Raw genomic sequence first — 15154 nt, 5'->3', positions numbered from 1 at the left:
GTTCGGCCGATCGTCTCGGAGTTCAGGCGGTGGGCGGCGGGTGGGCGACGTCTGAGGTGCCCAGTGGCGGCGGGTTCGTCGGCAGCGGTAGATAGATCGTGATTATCGCGCCGCCGCCGACGCCGCCGCTGGCGGCGCCGATGCGCCCACCGTGTGCTTCGACGAGAGCCTTGGCGATGGCCAACCCCAGGCCCGAACCGCCGTGGTCACGGGTGCGGGCGGCATCAGCGCGGTAGAGGCGATCGAAGATAAGCGATAGATGCGGCGCGGCAATACCGTCGCCGTTGTCGGCGATGCGAATGACGAGCTGGTCGCCCTCCGTGTCAGTGCTGACGTCCACCCGGCCATGTGCGGAGGTGTGCCGTAGCGCGTTGTCGAGGACGTTGGTCACCACTTGGCTCAGCCGCTGCGGGTCTCCCCACAGATGATGTCTGCTTGCTGCTAGGTGCGTCGACAGCGCCACGCCCTTGGCGTGATACCGGTCGGCCACGGCGGCAGCCGTCGTCGTGATCACGTCGGCGACGTCAATGTCGGTGAAGGACATCGTGGCTGAACTTTCCTCCGCCTGAGCCAGCGCGCCGAGGTCTCCGGAAAACCGGACCAGGCGGCGCGACTGATCGCGCATCAACGCAATGGTGTCGGGAGTCAGCGGCCGAACACCGTCTTCGACGGCTTCCAACCATGCCTCGAGCACGGCCACCGGTGTGCGGATTTCGTGGGCGAGGTCGCCGAAGAGCTGGCGGCGCGTGGTGTCGATGGCCTGGAGCTGGGCGGCCATCCGGTTGAAGGCCGCCGAGAGCGCGTCGAACTCCTCACCGAGGTTCTGTGGGGCCACCCGGACCTCGTACCGGCCCTCGGAGACGGCGCTGGCTGCGGCCGCCACCTCGGTGACCGACCGCTGCAGGCGGCGGCTGACGTAGAGCGAGACCGCGAACGCGGTTAGCGCTGAGACCGCGACCGCGCCCCCCACGGAGAACACGGTGGCATACAGATAAGCCTCCTCGGCGTGCAGCTGCTCGGCCGAACCTGCCGATACCCCCGCTTGACGCAAGTGCTCTCGAAATAGGGGTGGTCCGACGAGGGCGGCGACCACCCAGGTGGTGATCGCCCCAGCGAGCAGGACCAGGGTCTGCGCGATGAGCAGCCGCATGCCCAGGCCGGGTCGGCGGCGCAGTGCCGAGATGATCATCGGAGACTGCCGATCCGGTATCCGACGCCGCGCACGGTGATGATGTATCGAGGGTTTGTGGGGTCGTCTCCCAGTTTGCGGCGCACGTGCCCGACGTGGACGTCGACGAGGTGGTCGTTGCCTACCCACGGGCCGTCGCGCACGATTTCGAGCAGCTGGCGTCGGCTCATCACCATGCCGGGCCGCCCGGACAGCGCGGCCAGCAGGTCGAATTCGGTGCGCGTCAAGGGGATCGACTGGCCGTCGAGGGACACCTCGCGGGCCGCCAGATCGATGCGCAGCGGCCCCAGGACCAGGGGCGCCGGGGCGTCCGGAGCAGCGGCCGCGGCGCCAGGTACCGAGCGAGGGCGGCGCAACATAGCCCGTATCCGCGCGACCAGCTCACCCGAGCTAAACGGCTTGGTCACGTAGTCGTCGGCTCCCACGCTGAGTCCGACGATGGTGTCCAGCTCGGTGTCGCGCGCGGTGAGTATCACGACGTAGGCGTCAGAGAACGTCCGGAGTTGACGGCAAACTTCCAACCCGTCCATGCCGGGCAGACCCAAATCCAAGATCACGACATCGGGGTCATGGTCACGCGCCAGAGCAACGGCGGCGGCGCCGTCATGAGCGACCCGCGTGTCGAAACGTTCCCGAATCAGGTAGCTGGCCACGATTTCGGCCAACGCGGTTTCATCGTCGACCACCAACGCCCGGAACTCGGGCGAACGGTCGTCGGTGCGCAATGCGGGATCACTCATGACGTTCATGGTGCCGGGTCCGGCGCACAGACGTCGCCAAGCGTCATCTTCAACGAATCTTCACACGACCAACACCTGTATCGCAGCCCGCAGGACACACCGTGGTGACTGAGGAGGGCGAGATGAGCACGGTGACGGCTGCCGACCTGATGACGCATCCGGTGATGGGCGGTGATTGGCATGACTGGCCACTACTTGTCGGCGTTCTCATCGCGTGTTGGATGACGGCCATCGTGGCCACCGCGGCGCTGTTGCCCGGCCCCGAGCGCGCCCGCGCACCACGGGTGACCCGCGCGGCCGACACCAGCTCGGTGGCGGCGGACGAACCGACGATGCGCGGCTCACGTCGTATCTGAAGGGACCCGTTTGGCCCGGTGGTTCTTCACCGCCACCTGCGGTAAGGCCGTGCATGCGACGGGGGATCGGCTTGGCCGTGTCTGCGGGCGTCGCCGCGGCCGCCGGCGTGCCGAGTGAGCAGCTGGCCAACTCCATCTTCGTGCGCATGACCCCGGGTGCCTTGGTAAAGCTGCGCGACGTGGGCGGCGACATCGGTGCTACCTGTTGATGAGTGTGCTGGCGTCGTGCACAGCTGGCTGAGTACCACGGCGGCCTGTCGGTCTTAGGGGAGAGAATCGCCTTCCCGATACTCCGCATACGTCGACCGAACCAGAGGGAATTGTCCGATCCTGCCGCGGCATCGCCGACTTGGCCAATTGAGACCAAACGGGACGAGGCGCTTCCCGACGGCCGTGTGGGGCCGCGGGCGGCCCGCACTCGTCGTGAGCGACGGCGATCCCCGGCATCATCGCCGTGCCTTCGGGGTCACCCGATGACTGACGGAGAACCTGCGTACAGAGGAAGTGCAACCGAGCCCGCCATGGGAACGCGCGGTGACCACTGCGCGTCCGCGGTATTGACAGGGCCGCGAGGTAGGCTGCCCAGCAACGACGTGGAGGTTGTGCGGTGAGGGTTCGGGGTTTCGGCGAGCTGGAGGCCGCAGTGATGGATCGCATGTGGGACCACGATCCCTACACCGTGACGGTGCGCGAGATATTCGAGGAAATGGCACAGCAGCGGCAGATTGCCTACACCACGGTGATGTCCACGATGGACAATCTCCACACCAAAGGCTGGCTCGACCGCGAACGCGACGGTCGCGCATACCGCTATTGGGCGGTGATGACCCGCGAGGAGCACACCGCCCGTTTGATGCGCGAGGCGCTTGACGGGGGAGGTCGCTCCGAACTGGTGCTGAACCATTTCATCGAACAGATCGGACCGGAGGAGTCCGAGAGGCTGCGTTCGGCACTGCGCCGCGTGTCGAAACGCGCCACCAATGCCAAGCGCCAGTGAGCCTGGCCGCTTGCCTGCTGCTGTATAGCGCGGCGATTCTCCTAGGTGGTCCGCCGGTGCTGCGGGCGCTCACCAGGGCGGGACGCGTCCCCCGGCTGGGTGTAGCGATGTGGTTGATCGCAATCGTCAGCGTGCTTGCGACCTGGCTAGTTTCGGCAGTGTTGATCGTTGTCGATGAGGTCGCGCACGGGAGCCAGCGGCACACCTTCATCGACTCATGCATCGAGTTCGTATGTCGGCTGCTCGCTGGCCAGTCTGGTGGCGCACCACGGGCGGTGCTGCTGCTTAGCGCCGGCGCGGTGGTCGGGGCGGTCTTGGTTGTCTCCGTCCGACTGGTGTGCGCCGTGACGCGGTTGCGGACGCTTGCCCACGGCCACGCCCACGGCATCCGGCTGGTGGGCCGTCCCATCCTCGACCACCGCACTTTCGTGGTCAACGCCGATGTCCGCGCCGCCTACTGCGTAGCCGGCAAGCCGTCAACGATCGTGATGACCAGCGCCGCCGTCGCCGCCCTCGACGGAGACGAGATGAAGGCGGTGCTCGCCCATGAGTGGGCCCACGTACGCGGACGCCACCTCGAGGTAACCATCTTCGTGCGCGCGGTGGCGTCGGTGCTGCCGCGGCTGGCGCTGATGCGAGACGGCGCCCTGGAGGTGACGCGGTTGCTGGAGATGTGCGCCGATGATGCCGCGGCCCGACGGTTCGGCCGCCACACCGTGTTGCGTGGGCTGCTCGCGCTGGCTGGCGCGGCGCCAGCGACGGCGTTGGGTGCCGCCGATGTCGCCGTGGTGAGTCGCGTCGAGCGATTGACCCTGCCGCCAGTAAACCGCTTGCGGGGCAGGGAGGCTGCGCTGGCCGGCGCGGCGGGCCTCATCGCGCTGGCGCCATTGGCGGGTCTGACGCTGGCCGCTTCCGGTGTGCTCGTCTGCAGTTGAGCCAGTCGGCGCAGCCGTCACGTAAGGCCGCCGTAGGAGGTCGGTCCTGCCATTGCGAGGTTGACCGAGTTCGAAACGAACACCACTGCGCCAAACTCCCCACGACTTGGCTTCACGCCGCGGGGAAGGGGGTGGCAGACCAGGGACCACGTACGGGCGCATCCCCAAGCGGACAAGGAAGCTTCAGTCGGTGCTAGACATGCGGCGCGCACCGCCGGGGACGTCGGATGAATGCAAAGCTGACCGGGGGAGTTGATGGCGGGCCCACCCATTCGGCGGTGACTCGCTGTACCCGTTACGACGAACGGTCAGCCATTGCGGTACGAAGTCAGTTTCCCGACCCAGCAATTTTTCGGCCAAAGCGTCGAAGATGGGCGTCGCAGCGAACATCGATCTCCTTCTCAGGTCTATGAGCAGTGGCTGGATGCGTAGCGGCTGCCGACGAAATCCGCTGCTCCCCAGTACTTCTACTAGGTTACTCAGTAGATGTCGAGACCTGGCCGCACAGCGTGTGTCAAAACCGATCACAGACCGACCACGATCTTTGGGCCCGCGCCAGTGAGGTCGTCTCCGCCCTGGACCAGGGTGATTGCGGTCCGCAGTCGCGTCCAAACGCGTAGCGCCGCAACGGGATGCCGACCTGCTAATAGGTAGGTGAACCGGCTCGCCGAGATCCCCACCAATGCAGCGGATTTGGCTCCGCTGACCCGCCAGCCGCCACGAGGTCAGGCAACAGACGCATGCGTCATCGACGGCGGGATGGCGCACTGCGTCTCTGTCTCGAAGGACAGGGGTGGGTGCCAGGCTTGTGATCAGCTCGTCGACGACCGCGGCCACCGCTCGTCGTCTCGTCAAACTAGGCCACCGGGGGTGACCGTCCATCCGGAGCGGACGGCTTGCGAATGCGCGGCCCGGCCCGGCGCGGAGGCCGGGTCCAGACACACCCGTGGCCTCCTGGGCGCCGACCGCGATCTGGTGTGGCGCGTCGGCGGGCACGACCAGGTTCGTTCCGACGTGTCGGGCGCCGTGCCCATCGAGCACCAACAAAGCCGATGTTGCGGCAATCACCTGAACGCATGGTGGGCGTGTGCATCGGTGGTGCCGATCGATTCGGCCTAGGCCAACACGCCTGGGCGCAGTAGCGCCGAGCCGCTCCAGCACGGTGCGGCAGCTGCGTCACCACCCCGGGTATTCACCACGCCTAAGCGACCATAGCGCCGTGCCACCGATCCATCCCGGTCAGCTTCCGCTCGGGTTGCACTAGCCGGGTGTAGCTGCGGCGGTTGGGCAGCGGTGTTCGGCCGTGAATATCGATGACGTCGACAACGTCCGCGTTCCGAGCCTGCCCATCCCGGCGCCGAACAACACCATGACCGACATTCCGGTCCGGGCTCGGGTCCAGGCCCGGGGCCGCATGCCTGCCCGACTGGCAATGATGGGCAGATGCGGATGCTGTACGGGCGCGTCACTCGATGATGCGCGTGACGTAAGGCGTCATTCCGGCCTTGCGCACCGGTGAGATCTTGATCGGAACACCCGTCTGTTGGGCCTCCAGCATTTGGCCGTTACCCAAATAGAGCGCCTCGTGCTGACTGCCTCCGGGGCCCCAGAACAACAGGTCGCCTCGGCGGGCCTGCGACGGAGGGACCTTGCGGCCAGCGTTGTACTGGTCACCGGACCAGCGGGGTAGCAGAATGCCAACACCAGCGAAGGCGAAACGAGTCAGTCCTGAACAGTCGAAACCAACTGTGCCAGCGCCCTGGTCGATGCCGCGGCTAGGTCCGGTCACGCTGCCGCCGCCCCATGAATAAGGCACCCCGAGCTGTGTGCCTGCACGGCGAATGACGTACTCGATCGCCTGACTGCCCGACACACGGCCTGACGCGAGCGGAGCGGCGCTGGGTTCGGCGCCCCCGAAACCCAAAGTGCGCAGGAAGTTGCGGCCGAGGTTCATCGTGGTCTCGGTAGCCATGGCGGTGGCGCGAAGTGAGGCATTGGCGATGGCGAGAGGGTCGCCGGGTGCGCCAGCACTGACAACCTGTGGAAGGCTTGGATCCAAGGTTCCGTCGCCCGGTTGCGCGGCCGCGGGCGCGGCTAGGGTCACTGCCAGCGCGACGATGGCCATACAGCTCAGCGCCTTCAGGCGCCGGTGGAGCTTCGTGGACACGGTCCTCGCCTTCTCGGTCGTCGGCCGGCGCAGCGCATGGGTAGATCCCGCGTCGATCACCGGATGCTTGCCGACCGACCGCCAACCGTCTACGTAGCAGGGCAGTACGTAGGTAACACGTTCAGACCAAACGTTAACACCGGTCACGTGAGGTGACTTGCGCCTCAAGTCTCGCTTGCGTAACAATTCGCTGGCCACGGCGCGGCGCGCGAAAGTTCGGGCGCGCTATGCCTTTCGCGGCTGTGTGTATCGGCTTCACGGAAGGGGGCGAATTCGACACGCCGCTGTCAAGAGTCAGTACTGTTCTACGTAGTAGTGCAGTATTTCCTAATGCGTGACGGCTTGATGGCGACGGAACCGGTCCCGGCGACGATGTTGATCGTCGGTGACCACCTCAGGTGGATCGAGGCGGTCGCCGACCATTTCCGCACCGATGAGGTCTCCTTGGTGGTGGCCGACGGCGGTGATGAGGCGGTGGGCGCCGCCCAGCGGCTGCAGCCGGGGTTCGTCGCGCTCGACGTGGATCTCCTGGGTGGTTCGGTGATGCAGGTGTGCCGAGAAATACGCGGCGTCTGCGATTCCCACGTCACGATGTGCTCGAGCGCGGCTAACGAGAATGTCGTCGTGGCCGGCTTGCGGGCCGGCGCTGACGACGTCCTCACCGGTCCGCGCAGTAGCCGCGAGCTTGCGGCGCGGGTGCGGGCCGCGCTGCGGAGATGGCAGGCCAACGAAGCGCTTGCAGAAGGCGGCGACCCCATGCCACGGCGATATTCGTACGGACCGTTGTCGATCGACGTTGGTCGACGGGAGGTGCGAATCGCAGACGAGCGGATCGGGCTGACTCGTACCCAGTTCGACATCTTGGTCGAGCTGGCCAGGCGGCGCGGTGCCGTGGTCACCCGCCGGGATCTGATGGAGGCGGTCTGGGGATCGCGGTCGAGCGCAAACACCGAACGGATCAGCGTGCACATCGCTGCGCTGCGCCGCCGACTCGGAGACGATTCCGAAGAACCGGCCCTGGTGCTGAGCGTGCGCGGCGTCGGATACTGCCTGGCCGCGCCGCCGGCCGCGTGACCGCGCGACCGCGCCGCCCGCGCGCGACAGCCAGTGCCGTCACCAGCCGACGGGGTTGAGCATGCCCGCGCGCGGCGAAGAGATCATCGTGGCCGCCGTCCGGCTGCTCATGCCAGGACGACACGACGCCCGTATCAAGAGACAAGCGGCCCGATACTGGTCCGCCTCCGATGGCGACCAGTCGTGGAACTCGAATTCGCACTGGCGAAACGGAATCGGTGACGAGGCCTTCGCGGAGGTCGGTAGGGACCACTGGGAGATCTATCAGCGGTTCGCTCGCGCACTAGAGGTCGACACTGCGACAACGATCATCGAGTGGGGGGCGGGTGGGGGAGCCAACGCCGTGGCCTTCGCGCCGCATGTCGAGCGCTTCATCGCCGCCGACGTTTCGCCGGACAACCTTGCCGAGTGCTCCCGCCAAGTGCAGGCCGTCTGCAACACCCTGGTGGACACCCTGCTCATCGATCTCGCCGACCCCAACGCAGCCGCCGACGGCCTGCGCCACGCGTGCGACCTGTTCCTATGCCTCTACGTCATCGAGTTGACCACCGGAGTCGACGCCGTGCGCACCATCCTCCGCATCGCCCAACGCGTGCTTCGACCGGGCGGAATGGCCCTCGTGCAGGTGAAATATCACACCAGCGACGGCCACACCCGCGGACGGATCGGCTTGGCCTACGCTCGCAACTTGGCGCTCAATACTACGTTCACGATCGAGGGGTTCTGGACACTCGCCGGCGAGTGCGGCCTCGAGCCGCAGCTAGCCACTCTCGTTCCGCGCAACCGCCTCGACAGCCGATACGCCTACTACGCCTTGATTAAACCGGCCAACGGGATGGAACCGCAGTAGCGGGTGCGCCCGGTCGCGCGCGGTCGGCCGTGTACCGGTCAGCGCGGAGAAACGGCACCGCCGAACGTCGCGGCACGCGGCGTCGAACGCTACGTACCAAGCGTCGTGGTCGATGTGTGCCGAACACGGTGTGGCATGTGCAGGTCTCGCAGCCCCTTCGAACCGTCTGCCTGGCAACGCGTTTGCGCTGCAAGGGTAAACGGCAAGCTGGCTTCACCACGCGCACGTTGCCGCTTGCCTTGGTCCACGTTCAAATCGTGCTGCCTCCCTGCGCGCAACTGCGATCATCAGATGCGTCGGGTGCGCCATGCCCTCGAATATCATGTAGCGCAACGCGTTACCGACCCGAAAGCAGATCCGCAAGTGGCTTCATGCTGTGGTGATCGGGCCCACCGCCATGGAGCACGACGATCAGCTCGCCGTTGCCGATCGCCTCGCCCATCAGCGGCCAGCCGTCGTTGCCCATGTGAGGCGCCCGCATCGTAGGTCATCCCTTCCCAAGGTTCAGAGCTCGAAGAGCATTGACGCGCGCATGGCACCTCGATGGTCGGTGAACCCCACCCTTGCGCTATACCCTCGGGGGGTATACGTTCAGGAGGTATCGATACCCCATAGGGGTATATACCATGGAATGGGAGCCGGACATGAGCACGATCGAGTACACCGTCACGGGTATGACCTGCGGACATTGCGAGCTGTCGGTGCGCGAGGAAGTGAGCGGGGTGCCCGGGGTTGAAGACGTCGAGGTTAGCGCCACGACGGGGACGCTGATCGTGACGTCCACCGGTCCCATCGATGACGCGCAGGTTCTCAACGCCGTCGACGAGGCCGGCTATTCGGCGGTGCGCGTCGCATGAACGCCGCAGGTCGATTGGCCGCTTTCGGTGCGGGGCTGGTGATGGCATTTGCTGCTGCGTACGGCGTAGCCGCGGCCGTCGCTCCCGGCACCGCGGTGACCGCTTCGCAGAACCCCGGCGCGGATGGCCCTGGTGGTCGCGCCGCGACCACCGGGCAAGCGTCGCCGGTGTCCCTTCCGTCCGCCGGTCCGCCAGGGTTGTCCCTAGCCCGAGATGGCTACGTGCTCAGCTCGGTACGGGCACCCATCGCCCCAGGTGATCGAGGAACGTTGAGCTTCGCCATTGTCGATCCTGATGGCGAGCCGCTGCTCGACTACGCGACCGTGCACGACAAGCAGCTGCATCTCATCGTCGTCCGTTCTGATGGTCAGCACTTCGCGCACGTACACCCGGTCCTGGACCATACCGCGGGCACGTGGTCGACGCCCTGGACGTGGAAGGCTGCCGGCTCTTACCGCGTGTTCGCCGACTTTCAGCCTGCCCGAGCAGACAGCACGAAACTCACCCTCACCCGCACCGTGGAGGTGGCCGGCGACTTCGCCCCGTCGCACCCGGCTGCCACACGCACCATGGATGAAATCGCCGGGTACACCGTAGAACTCGACGGTGCGCTCAGCGCGGGCGTCTCGAAGCAGCTCACTGCGACGGTCACCCGTGACGGCGACCCGGTGACGACCTTGCAGCCCTACCTGGGGGCCTATGGGCACCTCGTCGCGTTACGTGAGGGAGACCTGGCTTATCTGCACGTGCACCCTGAGGGGGTTGAGCCGGTAGCGGGCCGCACCGGCGGGCCTGCGGTGTCATTCGCGGCGACCGCACCCACCGCCGGTCGCTACCTGCTCTACCTCGACTTCAAAGTCGATGACATCGTGCACACCGCCACGTTCGTCGTGGACGCCGCGCGTGGAAATACCGATCAGGCCGAGCCAGAGCCTTCGCGCGACGCCGGCCATGCCGGCGGGCACTGACGACTTCCGCCCGACCCAGAGAATCGAAAGGCAGTGCCACGTATGACGACATCGACACCAGTGTCCGGCCCGAGCGTTGAATTGCGCATCAGCGGGATGACCTGCGCCTCCTGCGCCAACCGCATCGAGCGCAAGCTCAACAAGATCGATGGTGTCGCCGCGACGGTCAACTACGCGACAGAAAAGGCCACCGTCACGGTGCCTGACAAATACGATCCGGCGCTGCTGATCGCCGAGGTGAAGAACGCCGGCTACAGCGCCGCGCTCCCGACACCGGAGAAGCCCGCCCCCAGCCGGGAAACAGGCGAAACCGACGACCCCGAGATGGTGTCGCTACGCCACCGGCTGGTCGGTTCGGTGCTGTTGTCGGTGCCGGTCATCGCGATGGCGATGATCCCCGCAGCGCAGTTCACCTACTGGCAGTGGGCGTCGCTGGCGCTCGCTGCGCCGGTGATCGTCTGGGCGGCGTGGCCATTCCACCGCGCCGCCTGGACCAACCTGCGACACGGCACGGCAACAATGGACACGCTCATCTCCCTGGGCACCCTGTCGGCGTTCCTGTGGTCGCTGTACGCGCTGTTCCTCGGCACCGCCGGCACCCCGGGAATGAAACACCCCTTCGAACTGACGCTGGCACCGTCTCACGGCGCCGCCAACATCTACCTCGAAGTCGCAGCAGGTGTAACGACCTTCATCCTCGCGGGACGGTACTTCGAGAAACGGTCCAAACGGCAGGCCGGCGCCGCGCTGCGCGCCTTAATAGAGCTGGGCGCCAAAGAGGTGTCCGTGCTGCGCGACGGCGCGGAAGCGAAGATCGCCGTCGAGGACCTGGCGGTGGACGACGAGTTCGTCGTGCGCCCGGGGGAGAAGATCGCCACCGACGGGATGGTGACATCGGGGACATCGGCGGTCGACGCGTCGATGCTGACCGGCGAATCGGTACCCGTAGAGGTCGGTCCAGGTGACTCCGTGGTCGGTGCAACCGTCAACGCCGGCGGGCGACTGGTGGTGCGAGCCACCCGCGTCGGCTCAGATACCCAGTTGGCGCAGATGGCGCAACTGGTCGAGAACGCCCAAACCGGAAAAGCCGAAGTCCAGCGCTTGGCAGACCGCATCTCCGGAGTCTTCGTACCGATCGTCCTCGCGATCGCGGTGATCACACTGGGCGCGTGGCTGGGCGCAGGCTTTCCGGTCGCGGCCGCCTTCACCGCAGCCGTCGCAGTCCTCGTGATCGCGTGCCCGTGCGCGCTCGGTTTAGCCACGCCGACAGCACTTCTGGTCGGCACCGGTCGCGGCGCGCAAATGGGCGTCTTGATCAAGGGACCGGAGGTGCTCGAGTCCACCCGCAAGGTCGACACGGTGGTCCTGGACAAGACCGGCACCGTCACCACCGGCAAGATGACCCTGGTCGAGGTGATCACTGCCGCGGGAACCGAACGCGCAGACCTGCTCCGGCTAGCCGGCGCACTGGAGAACGCATCGGAACACCCGATCGCCCAGGCCATCGCGCTCGCTGCGACTCAAGAACTCGGCACGCTACCCACGCCCGAGGATTTCGCCAATGTCGAAGGCAAGGGCGTACAGGGCATCGTCGACGGCCACGCCGTCGTCGTGGGACGCCAATCACTGCTCGCCGACTGGTCCCAACACCTGAGCCCGGAGTTGGTGCAGGCGAAAGAAGCGGCCGAAGCCCAGGGCAAGACGGTGGTCGCCGCCGGCTGGGACGGTCAGGCTCGCGGTGTGCTCCTCGTCGCAGACACCGTAAAACCCACCAGCGCGCAGGCGATCTCACAGATGCGCCAGATGGGCCTGACCCCCGTGCTGCTCACCGGTGACAACGAAGCCGTTGCGAGGCAGATTGCCGCCGAGGTCGGCATCGACACCGTGATCGCCGAGGTGATGCCGAAACACAAAGTCGACGTCATTGTCCGGCTCCAATCGGAGGGCAAGACCGTGGCGATGGTCGGCGATGGCGTCAACGATGCGCCCGCCCTCGCCCAAGCCGACCTCGGCTTGGCCATGGGTACCGGAACTGACGTGGCGATCGAGGCCTCCGACATCACCCTGGTGCGCGGCGACCTGCGAAGCGTCGTCGACGCAATCCGGCTATCCCGCAGAACGTTGTCGACGATCAAGACGAACCTGTTCTGGGCGTTCGCCTACAACGTCGCCGCCATACCGGTCGCAGCCCTGGGCATGCTCAACCCCATGCTCGCCGGCGCGGCAATGGCGTTCTCCAGCGTCTTCGTCGTGGGCAACAGCCTCCGACTGCGCGGCTTCAAATCCACAGCCTCTGCCCACTAAACCCCTACTGCATCAAGGAGACCCCATGTCCGACAACGACAACCTGACGTCGAGCTGCTGCTGCAGCGGATCACCACAAGACCTCGGCACGACGGTCATCAATCGTGCGGCCACGAACCTCCTCGAACCCGCATCCGACGAGACGACATGCCCGGTCATGCCCGGCACGCCAGTGAACAAGGCGGCCGCCGAAGCCGCGGGCCTGTTCCGCGACTATCACGGTCAACGGTATTGGTTGTGCTGCAGAGGATGTGGACCGCGGTTCGACCGCGATCCCGACAAGTACGCCAGCGCGGCGTGACCGCTCTCGTCATGACGCCATGGTGTTCCAGACGCTGCCGCCGCAGGACCGGTCGACGACGCCAAACGCACTGAAGAGTCCAGATTGATCGACTCTGGCGGCCATGACGCGTGACAGCGGTGCATCTCGACGCAGTTGCGTCGGACCTCCGATCGCTACTCACACGTTCGAACCGACACATGAGTCTTCCAAGGAGCGAAATGACACATCACGACGAGCACGCGGTGGCGGCGTCTCACGGCGGCGCGCACCCGGACCACGAAGACCGCGGCGGAGACGGACGACGCCCCGAACACCAAACGAGCACCGGCCACGACGGCCATGCTGGACACGGGGGCCATGCCGGCCACGACGGCCATGCTGGACACGGGGGCCATGCCGGCCACGGCGGCGATCACGTCGCTGTGTTCCGGAGGCTCTTCTGGATCAACGTGATCATAGCCGTCCCGGTCATCGTGTTCTCGACCATGTTCGCAATGCTGCTCGGCTACCAAGTACCCGGCTTTCCCGGCGCCCGCTGGATCGCGCCGTTGCTCGGCACGGTCATGTACGTCGTCGGTGGTCGCCCTTTCCTCACCGGTGCCGTCAGCGAAATCCGGTCTCGCAAGCCGGGAATGATGCTGCTCATCGGGCTGGCCATCACCGTCGCATTCTTCGCCTCCTGGGGCGCGAGCCTGGGCCTGCTCCACCACGAACTGGAGTTCTGGTGGGAACTGGCGCTGCTGATCGTGATTATGCTGCTCGGCCACTGGGTCGAGATGCGTTCTCTCGCCCAAACCACCTCCGCACTGGACTCCCTGGCCGCCTTGCTTCCCGACGAGGCCGAGAAAGTCGACGGCGACCGCATCATCACCGTCTCACCCGCCGACCTGCACGTCGGGGATCTGGTGGTCGTCCGACCCGGCGGCAGCGTCCCCGCCGACGGCAGAATCGTCGACGGACGCGCGGACATCGACGAGTCGATGGTGACGGGTGAATCGCGATCGGTGGCCCGTGGTCTCGGGGACGCGGTGACGGCCGGAACTGTCGCCACCGATTCTGGGCTGCGGGTCGAAATCACCGCCACGGGCGACGATACCGCGCTGGCGGGCATCCAGCGCCTGGTCACCGAGGCGCAGAACTCGTCCTCGCGAGCCCAGCGCCTCGCCGACCGGGCGGCCGGCTGGCTGTTCTGGTTCGCCTTGGGGACCGCCGCAATCACCGCCGCGGCGTGGTCGATCGTCGGAGATCCCGACGCCTCAGTCGTCCGCGCGATCACCGTGCTCGTCATCGCGTGCCCCCATGCACTGGGATTGGCGATACCACTGGTGGTGTCCATCGCCACCGAACGAGCCGCGCGGGGAGGCGTGCTGATCAAGGACCGCCTCGCCCTAGAAGGCATGCGCACCGTCGATTCCCTGCTCTTCGACAAAACCGGCACCCTGACCAAGGGCGAACCGACCGTCACCGCGATCGACGCCATCGGAGACGTCGACCACGACACCATGCTCGCCCTGGCCGCCGCCGCCGAGGCCGACAGTGAACACCCCTTGGCACGGGCCATCGTGAAAGCCGCCGAGGAGCGCGCACTCACTGTGCCGCGCGCCAGCGGCTTTTCGTCCTCGCCGGCGGTCGGTGTGACTGCCACGGTTGCCGGGCACGAGATCCGGGTGGGCGGCCCCCGCCTGCTCGACGAGATCGGCGGACGGGAAGTCGACACCGCCACCGCGTGGCGTGAGGAGGGCGCCATCATCTTGCACGTCGTCCGCGACGGTGCTGTGCTCGGCGGCCTGCGCCTGGCGGACGAAATCCGGCCTGAATCGCGGGAAGCGGTCGCTGCCCTGCACGAACTCGGCGTCGAGGTGGTCATGATCACCGGTGACGCCGAGGCGGTCGCCCAAGCCGTGGGCCGCGAACTCGGCATCGATCGGGTGTTCGCCGGCGTGCGCCCGGAGGACAAGGCGTCGAAGGTCTCGGCTCTGCAGCACGAGGGCAAGAAGGTCGCCATGGTCGGCGATGGTGTCAATGATGCCCCCGCGTTGGCGCAGGCTGACGTTGGCATCGCGATCGGCGCGGGTACCGACGTAGCGATCGCCTCTGCCGGTGTAATCCTGGCCAGTTCCGACCCGCGATCGGTGCTGTCGGTGATCGAGCTGTCCCGGGCGAGCTACCGGAAGATGAAGCAGAACCTGTGGTGGGGTGCCGGCTACAACCTCATCGCAGTGCCATTGGCTGCGGGTGTGCTCGCCCCGATTGGGTTCGTGCTGCCGATGTCAGTCGGAGCGATTCTGATGTCCTTCTCGACGATCGTCGTGGCTCTCAATGCGCAAGTGTTACGCCGTCTCGACCTGAGCCCTGAGGCCAGCACGCGCTCGGTTCTCGATCGTTAGCACCGGGGACGGCGAACCCATTTCGTGGTGCGCCGCGAATGGTTGGC

At 66.5% G+C, this 15154-nt stretch carries 16 protein-coding genes; 12 read left to right on the top strand and 4 right to left on the bottom strand.

Translation table 11 applies throughout. The annotated features are described in order from the left end of the window. Window positions 1-22: 22 nt before the first annotated feature. Together LOK44_RS03845 and LOK44_RS03840 are read right to left on the bottom strand one after the other, a co-directional pair. Window positions 23-1189 carry a sensor histidine kinase gene (locus LOK44_RS03845; protein ID WP_237568717.1) on the bottom strand — a complete coding sequence of 389 codons (1167 nt, stop codon included), beginning with the start codon at window positions 1187-1189 and terminating at the stop codon, window positions 23-25. Next, window positions 1186-1938 carry a response regulator gene (locus tag LOK44_RS03840; protein WP_237568716.1) on the bottom strand — a complete coding sequence of 251 codons (753 nt, stop codon included), beginning with the start codon at window positions 1936-1938 and terminating at the stop codon, window positions 1186-1188. Before LOK44_RS03840 ends, LOK44_RS03845 begins: the two co-directional genes overlap by 4 nt. A gap of 113 nt (window positions 1939-2051) precedes the next feature. Here LOK44_RS03840 and LOK44_RS03835 point away from each other — a divergent pair, with 113 nt between their 5' ends. From LOK44_RS03835 to LOK44_RS03815, 5 genes are all read left to right on the top strand, one after another. Further along, window positions 2052-2285 carry a hypothetical protein gene (locus tag LOK44_RS03835; RefSeq protein ID WP_237568715.1) on the top strand — a complete coding sequence of 78 codons (234 nt, stop codon included), beginning with the start codon at window positions 2052-2054 and terminating at the stop codon, window positions 2283-2285. 53 nt (window positions 2286-2338) lie between these two features. Next, window positions 2339-2494: a hypothetical protein gene (locus LOK44_RS03830; RefSeq protein WP_237568714.1), complete on the top strand. Its 156-nt coding sequence runs from the start codon at window positions 2339-2341 to the stop codon at window positions 2492-2494. 398 nt (window positions 2495-2892) lie between these two features. Next, window positions 2893-3282 carry a BlaI/MecI/CopY family transcriptional regulator gene (locus LOK44_RS03825; RefSeq protein ID WP_163924516.1) on the top strand — a complete coding sequence of 130 codons (390 nt, stop codon included), beginning with the start codon at window positions 2893-2895 and terminating at the stop codon, window positions 3280-3282. Between the two features lie 107 nt (window positions 3283-3389). Beyond that, a complete protein-coding gene (locus LOK44_RS03820; RefSeq protein WP_249782791.1) occupies window positions 3390-4217 on the top strand; it encodes a M56 family metallopeptidase in 828 nt (275 codons plus the stop codon). A 654-nt stretch (window positions 4218-4871) separates the two neighbouring features. Next, window positions 4872-5336, top strand: a complete 465-nt coding sequence (locus tag LOK44_RS03815; RefSeq protein WP_237568713.1) for a hypothetical protein — start codon at window positions 4872-4874, stop codon at window positions 5334-5336. A 346-nt stretch (window positions 5337-5682) separates the two neighbouring features. Here the strand turns inward: LOK44_RS03815 and ripB are convergent, their stop codons facing one another. Then, entirely contained in the window at window positions 5683-6342 is a 660-nt protein-coding gene (ripB, locus tag LOK44_RS03810; protein ID WP_237568961.1) for an NlpC/P60 family peptidoglycan endopeptidase RipB, read from the bottom strand. A gap of 372 nt (window positions 6343-6714) precedes the next feature. Here ripB and LOK44_RS03805 point away from each other — a divergent pair, with 372 nt between their 5' ends. Next, the gene (locus tag LOK44_RS03805) at window positions 6715-7458 is read left to right on the top strand and encodes a response regulator transcription factor (RefSeq protein WP_237568712.1); all 744 of its coding nucleotides are present in this window, start codon (window positions 6715-6717) and stop codon (window positions 7456-7458) included. 61 nt (window positions 7459-7519) lie between these two features. Continuing rightward, complete coding sequence (locus tag LOK44_RS03800; RefSeq protein ID WP_237568711.1) at window positions 7520-8308, top strand: methyltransferase domain-containing protein; 789 nt, start codon at window positions 7520-7522, stop codon at window positions 8306-8308. A 337-nt stretch (window positions 8309-8645) separates the two neighbouring features. Here the strand turns inward: LOK44_RS03800 and LOK44_RS03795 are convergent, their stop codons facing one another. Then, entirely contained in the window at window positions 8646-8789 is a 144-nt protein-coding gene (locus LOK44_RS03795; protein ID WP_237568710.1) for a hypothetical protein, read from the bottom strand. Between the two features lie 163 nt (window positions 8790-8952). Between LOK44_RS03795 and LOK44_RS03790 the strand changes: the two genes are divergently transcribed. From LOK44_RS03790 to LOK44_RS03770, 5 genes are all read left to right on the top strand, one after another. After that, on the top strand, window positions 8953-9165 hold the full coding sequence (locus LOK44_RS03790; RefSeq protein WP_237568709.1) for a heavy-metal-associated domain-containing protein: 213 nt from the start codon (window positions 8953-8955) through the stop codon (window positions 9163-9165). Next, window positions 9162-10133, top strand: coding sequence for a DUF8832 domain-containing protein (locus LOK44_RS03785; protein ID WP_237568708.1), 972 nt, complete (start codon window positions 9162-9164; stop codon window positions 10131-10133). The genes LOK44_RS03790 and LOK44_RS03785 overlap by 4 nt, the downstream gene beginning before the upstream one ends. Before the next feature lie 42 nt (window positions 10134-10175). After that, complete coding sequence (locus LOK44_RS03780; protein ID WP_237568707.1) at window positions 10176-12437, top strand: heavy metal translocating P-type ATPase; 2262 nt, start codon at window positions 10176-10178, stop codon at window positions 12435-12437. Between the two features lie 25 nt (window positions 12438-12462). After that, complete coding sequence (locus LOK44_RS03775; protein ID WP_237568706.1) at window positions 12463-12738, top strand: YHS domain-containing protein; 276 nt, start codon at window positions 12463-12465, stop codon at window positions 12736-12738. Window positions 12739-12938: 200 nt separating this feature from the next. Beyond that, complete coding sequence (locus LOK44_RS03770; RefSeq protein WP_237568705.1) at window positions 12939-15107, top strand: heavy metal translocating P-type ATPase; 2169 nt, start codon at window positions 12939-12941, stop codon at window positions 15105-15107. Window positions 15108-15154: the final 47 nt, after the last annotated feature.

The organism is Mycolicibacterium lacusdiani (assembly GCF_021916785.1).
Lineage (GTDB): Bacteria > Actinomycetota > Actinomycetes > Mycobacteriales > Mycobacteriaceae > Mycobacterium > Mycobacterium lacusdiani.
The sequence above is the reverse complement of the archived record's forward strand: the minus strand, read 5'-3'. Positions and strand labels throughout refer to the sequence as shown.

Bases quoted from the DNA above. Each gene is read 5' to 3' on its own strand.
- LOK44_RS03845 (WP_237568717.1), bottom strand. From the start codon at position 1,189: ATGATCATCTCGGCACTGCGCCGCCGACCCGGCCTGGGCATGCGGCTG.
- LOK44_RS03820 (WP_249782791.1), top strand. From the start codon at position 3,390: ATGTGGTTGATCGCAATCGTCAGCGTGCTTGCGACCTGGCTAGTTTCG.
- LOK44_RS03840 (WP_237568716.1), bottom strand. From the start codon at position 1,938: ATGAACGTCATGAGTGATCCCGCATTGCGCACCGACGACCGTTCGCCC.
- LOK44_RS03770 (WP_237568705.1), top strand. From the start codon at position 12,939: ATGACACATCACGACGAGCACGCGGTGGCGGCGTCTCACGGCGGCGCG.
- LOK44_RS03800 (WP_237568711.1), top strand. From the start codon at position 7,520: ATGCCCGCGCGCGGCGAAGAGATCATCGTGGCCGCCGTCCGGCTGCTC.
- LOK44_RS03795 (WP_237568710.1), bottom strand. From the start codon at position 8,789: ATGCGGGCGCCTCACATGGGCAACGACGGCTGGCCGCTGATGGGCGAG.
- LOK44_RS03775 (WP_237568706.1), top strand. From the start codon at position 12,463: ATGTCCGACAACGACAACCTGACGTCGAGCTGCTGCTGCAGCGGATCA.
- LOK44_RS03785 (WP_237568708.1), top strand. From the start codon at position 9,162: ATGAACGCCGCAGGTCGATTGGCCGCTTTCGGTGCGGGGCTGGTGATG.
- LOK44_RS03835 (WP_237568715.1), top strand. From the start codon at position 2,052: ATGAGCACGGTGACGGCTGCCGACCTGATGACGCATCCGGTGATGGGC.
- LOK44_RS03780 (WP_237568707.1), top strand. From the start codon at position 10,176: ATGACGACATCGACACCAGTGTCCGGCCCGAGCGTTGAATTGCGCATC.
- LOK44_RS03805 (WP_237568712.1), top strand. From the start codon at position 6,715: ATGCGTGACGGCTTGATGGCGACGGAACCGGTCCCGGCGACGATGTTG.
- LOK44_RS03790 (WP_237568709.1), top strand. From the start codon at position 8,953: ATGAGCACGATCGAGTACACCGTCACGGGTATGACCTGCGGACATTGC.
- LOK44_RS03830 (WP_237568714.1), top strand. From the start codon at position 2,339: ATGCGACGGGGGATCGGCTTGGCCGTGTCTGCGGGCGTCGCCGCGGCC.
- ripB (WP_237568961.1), bottom strand. From the start codon at position 6,342: ATGGCCATCGTCGCGCTGGCAGTGACCCTAGCCGCGCCCGCGGCCGCG.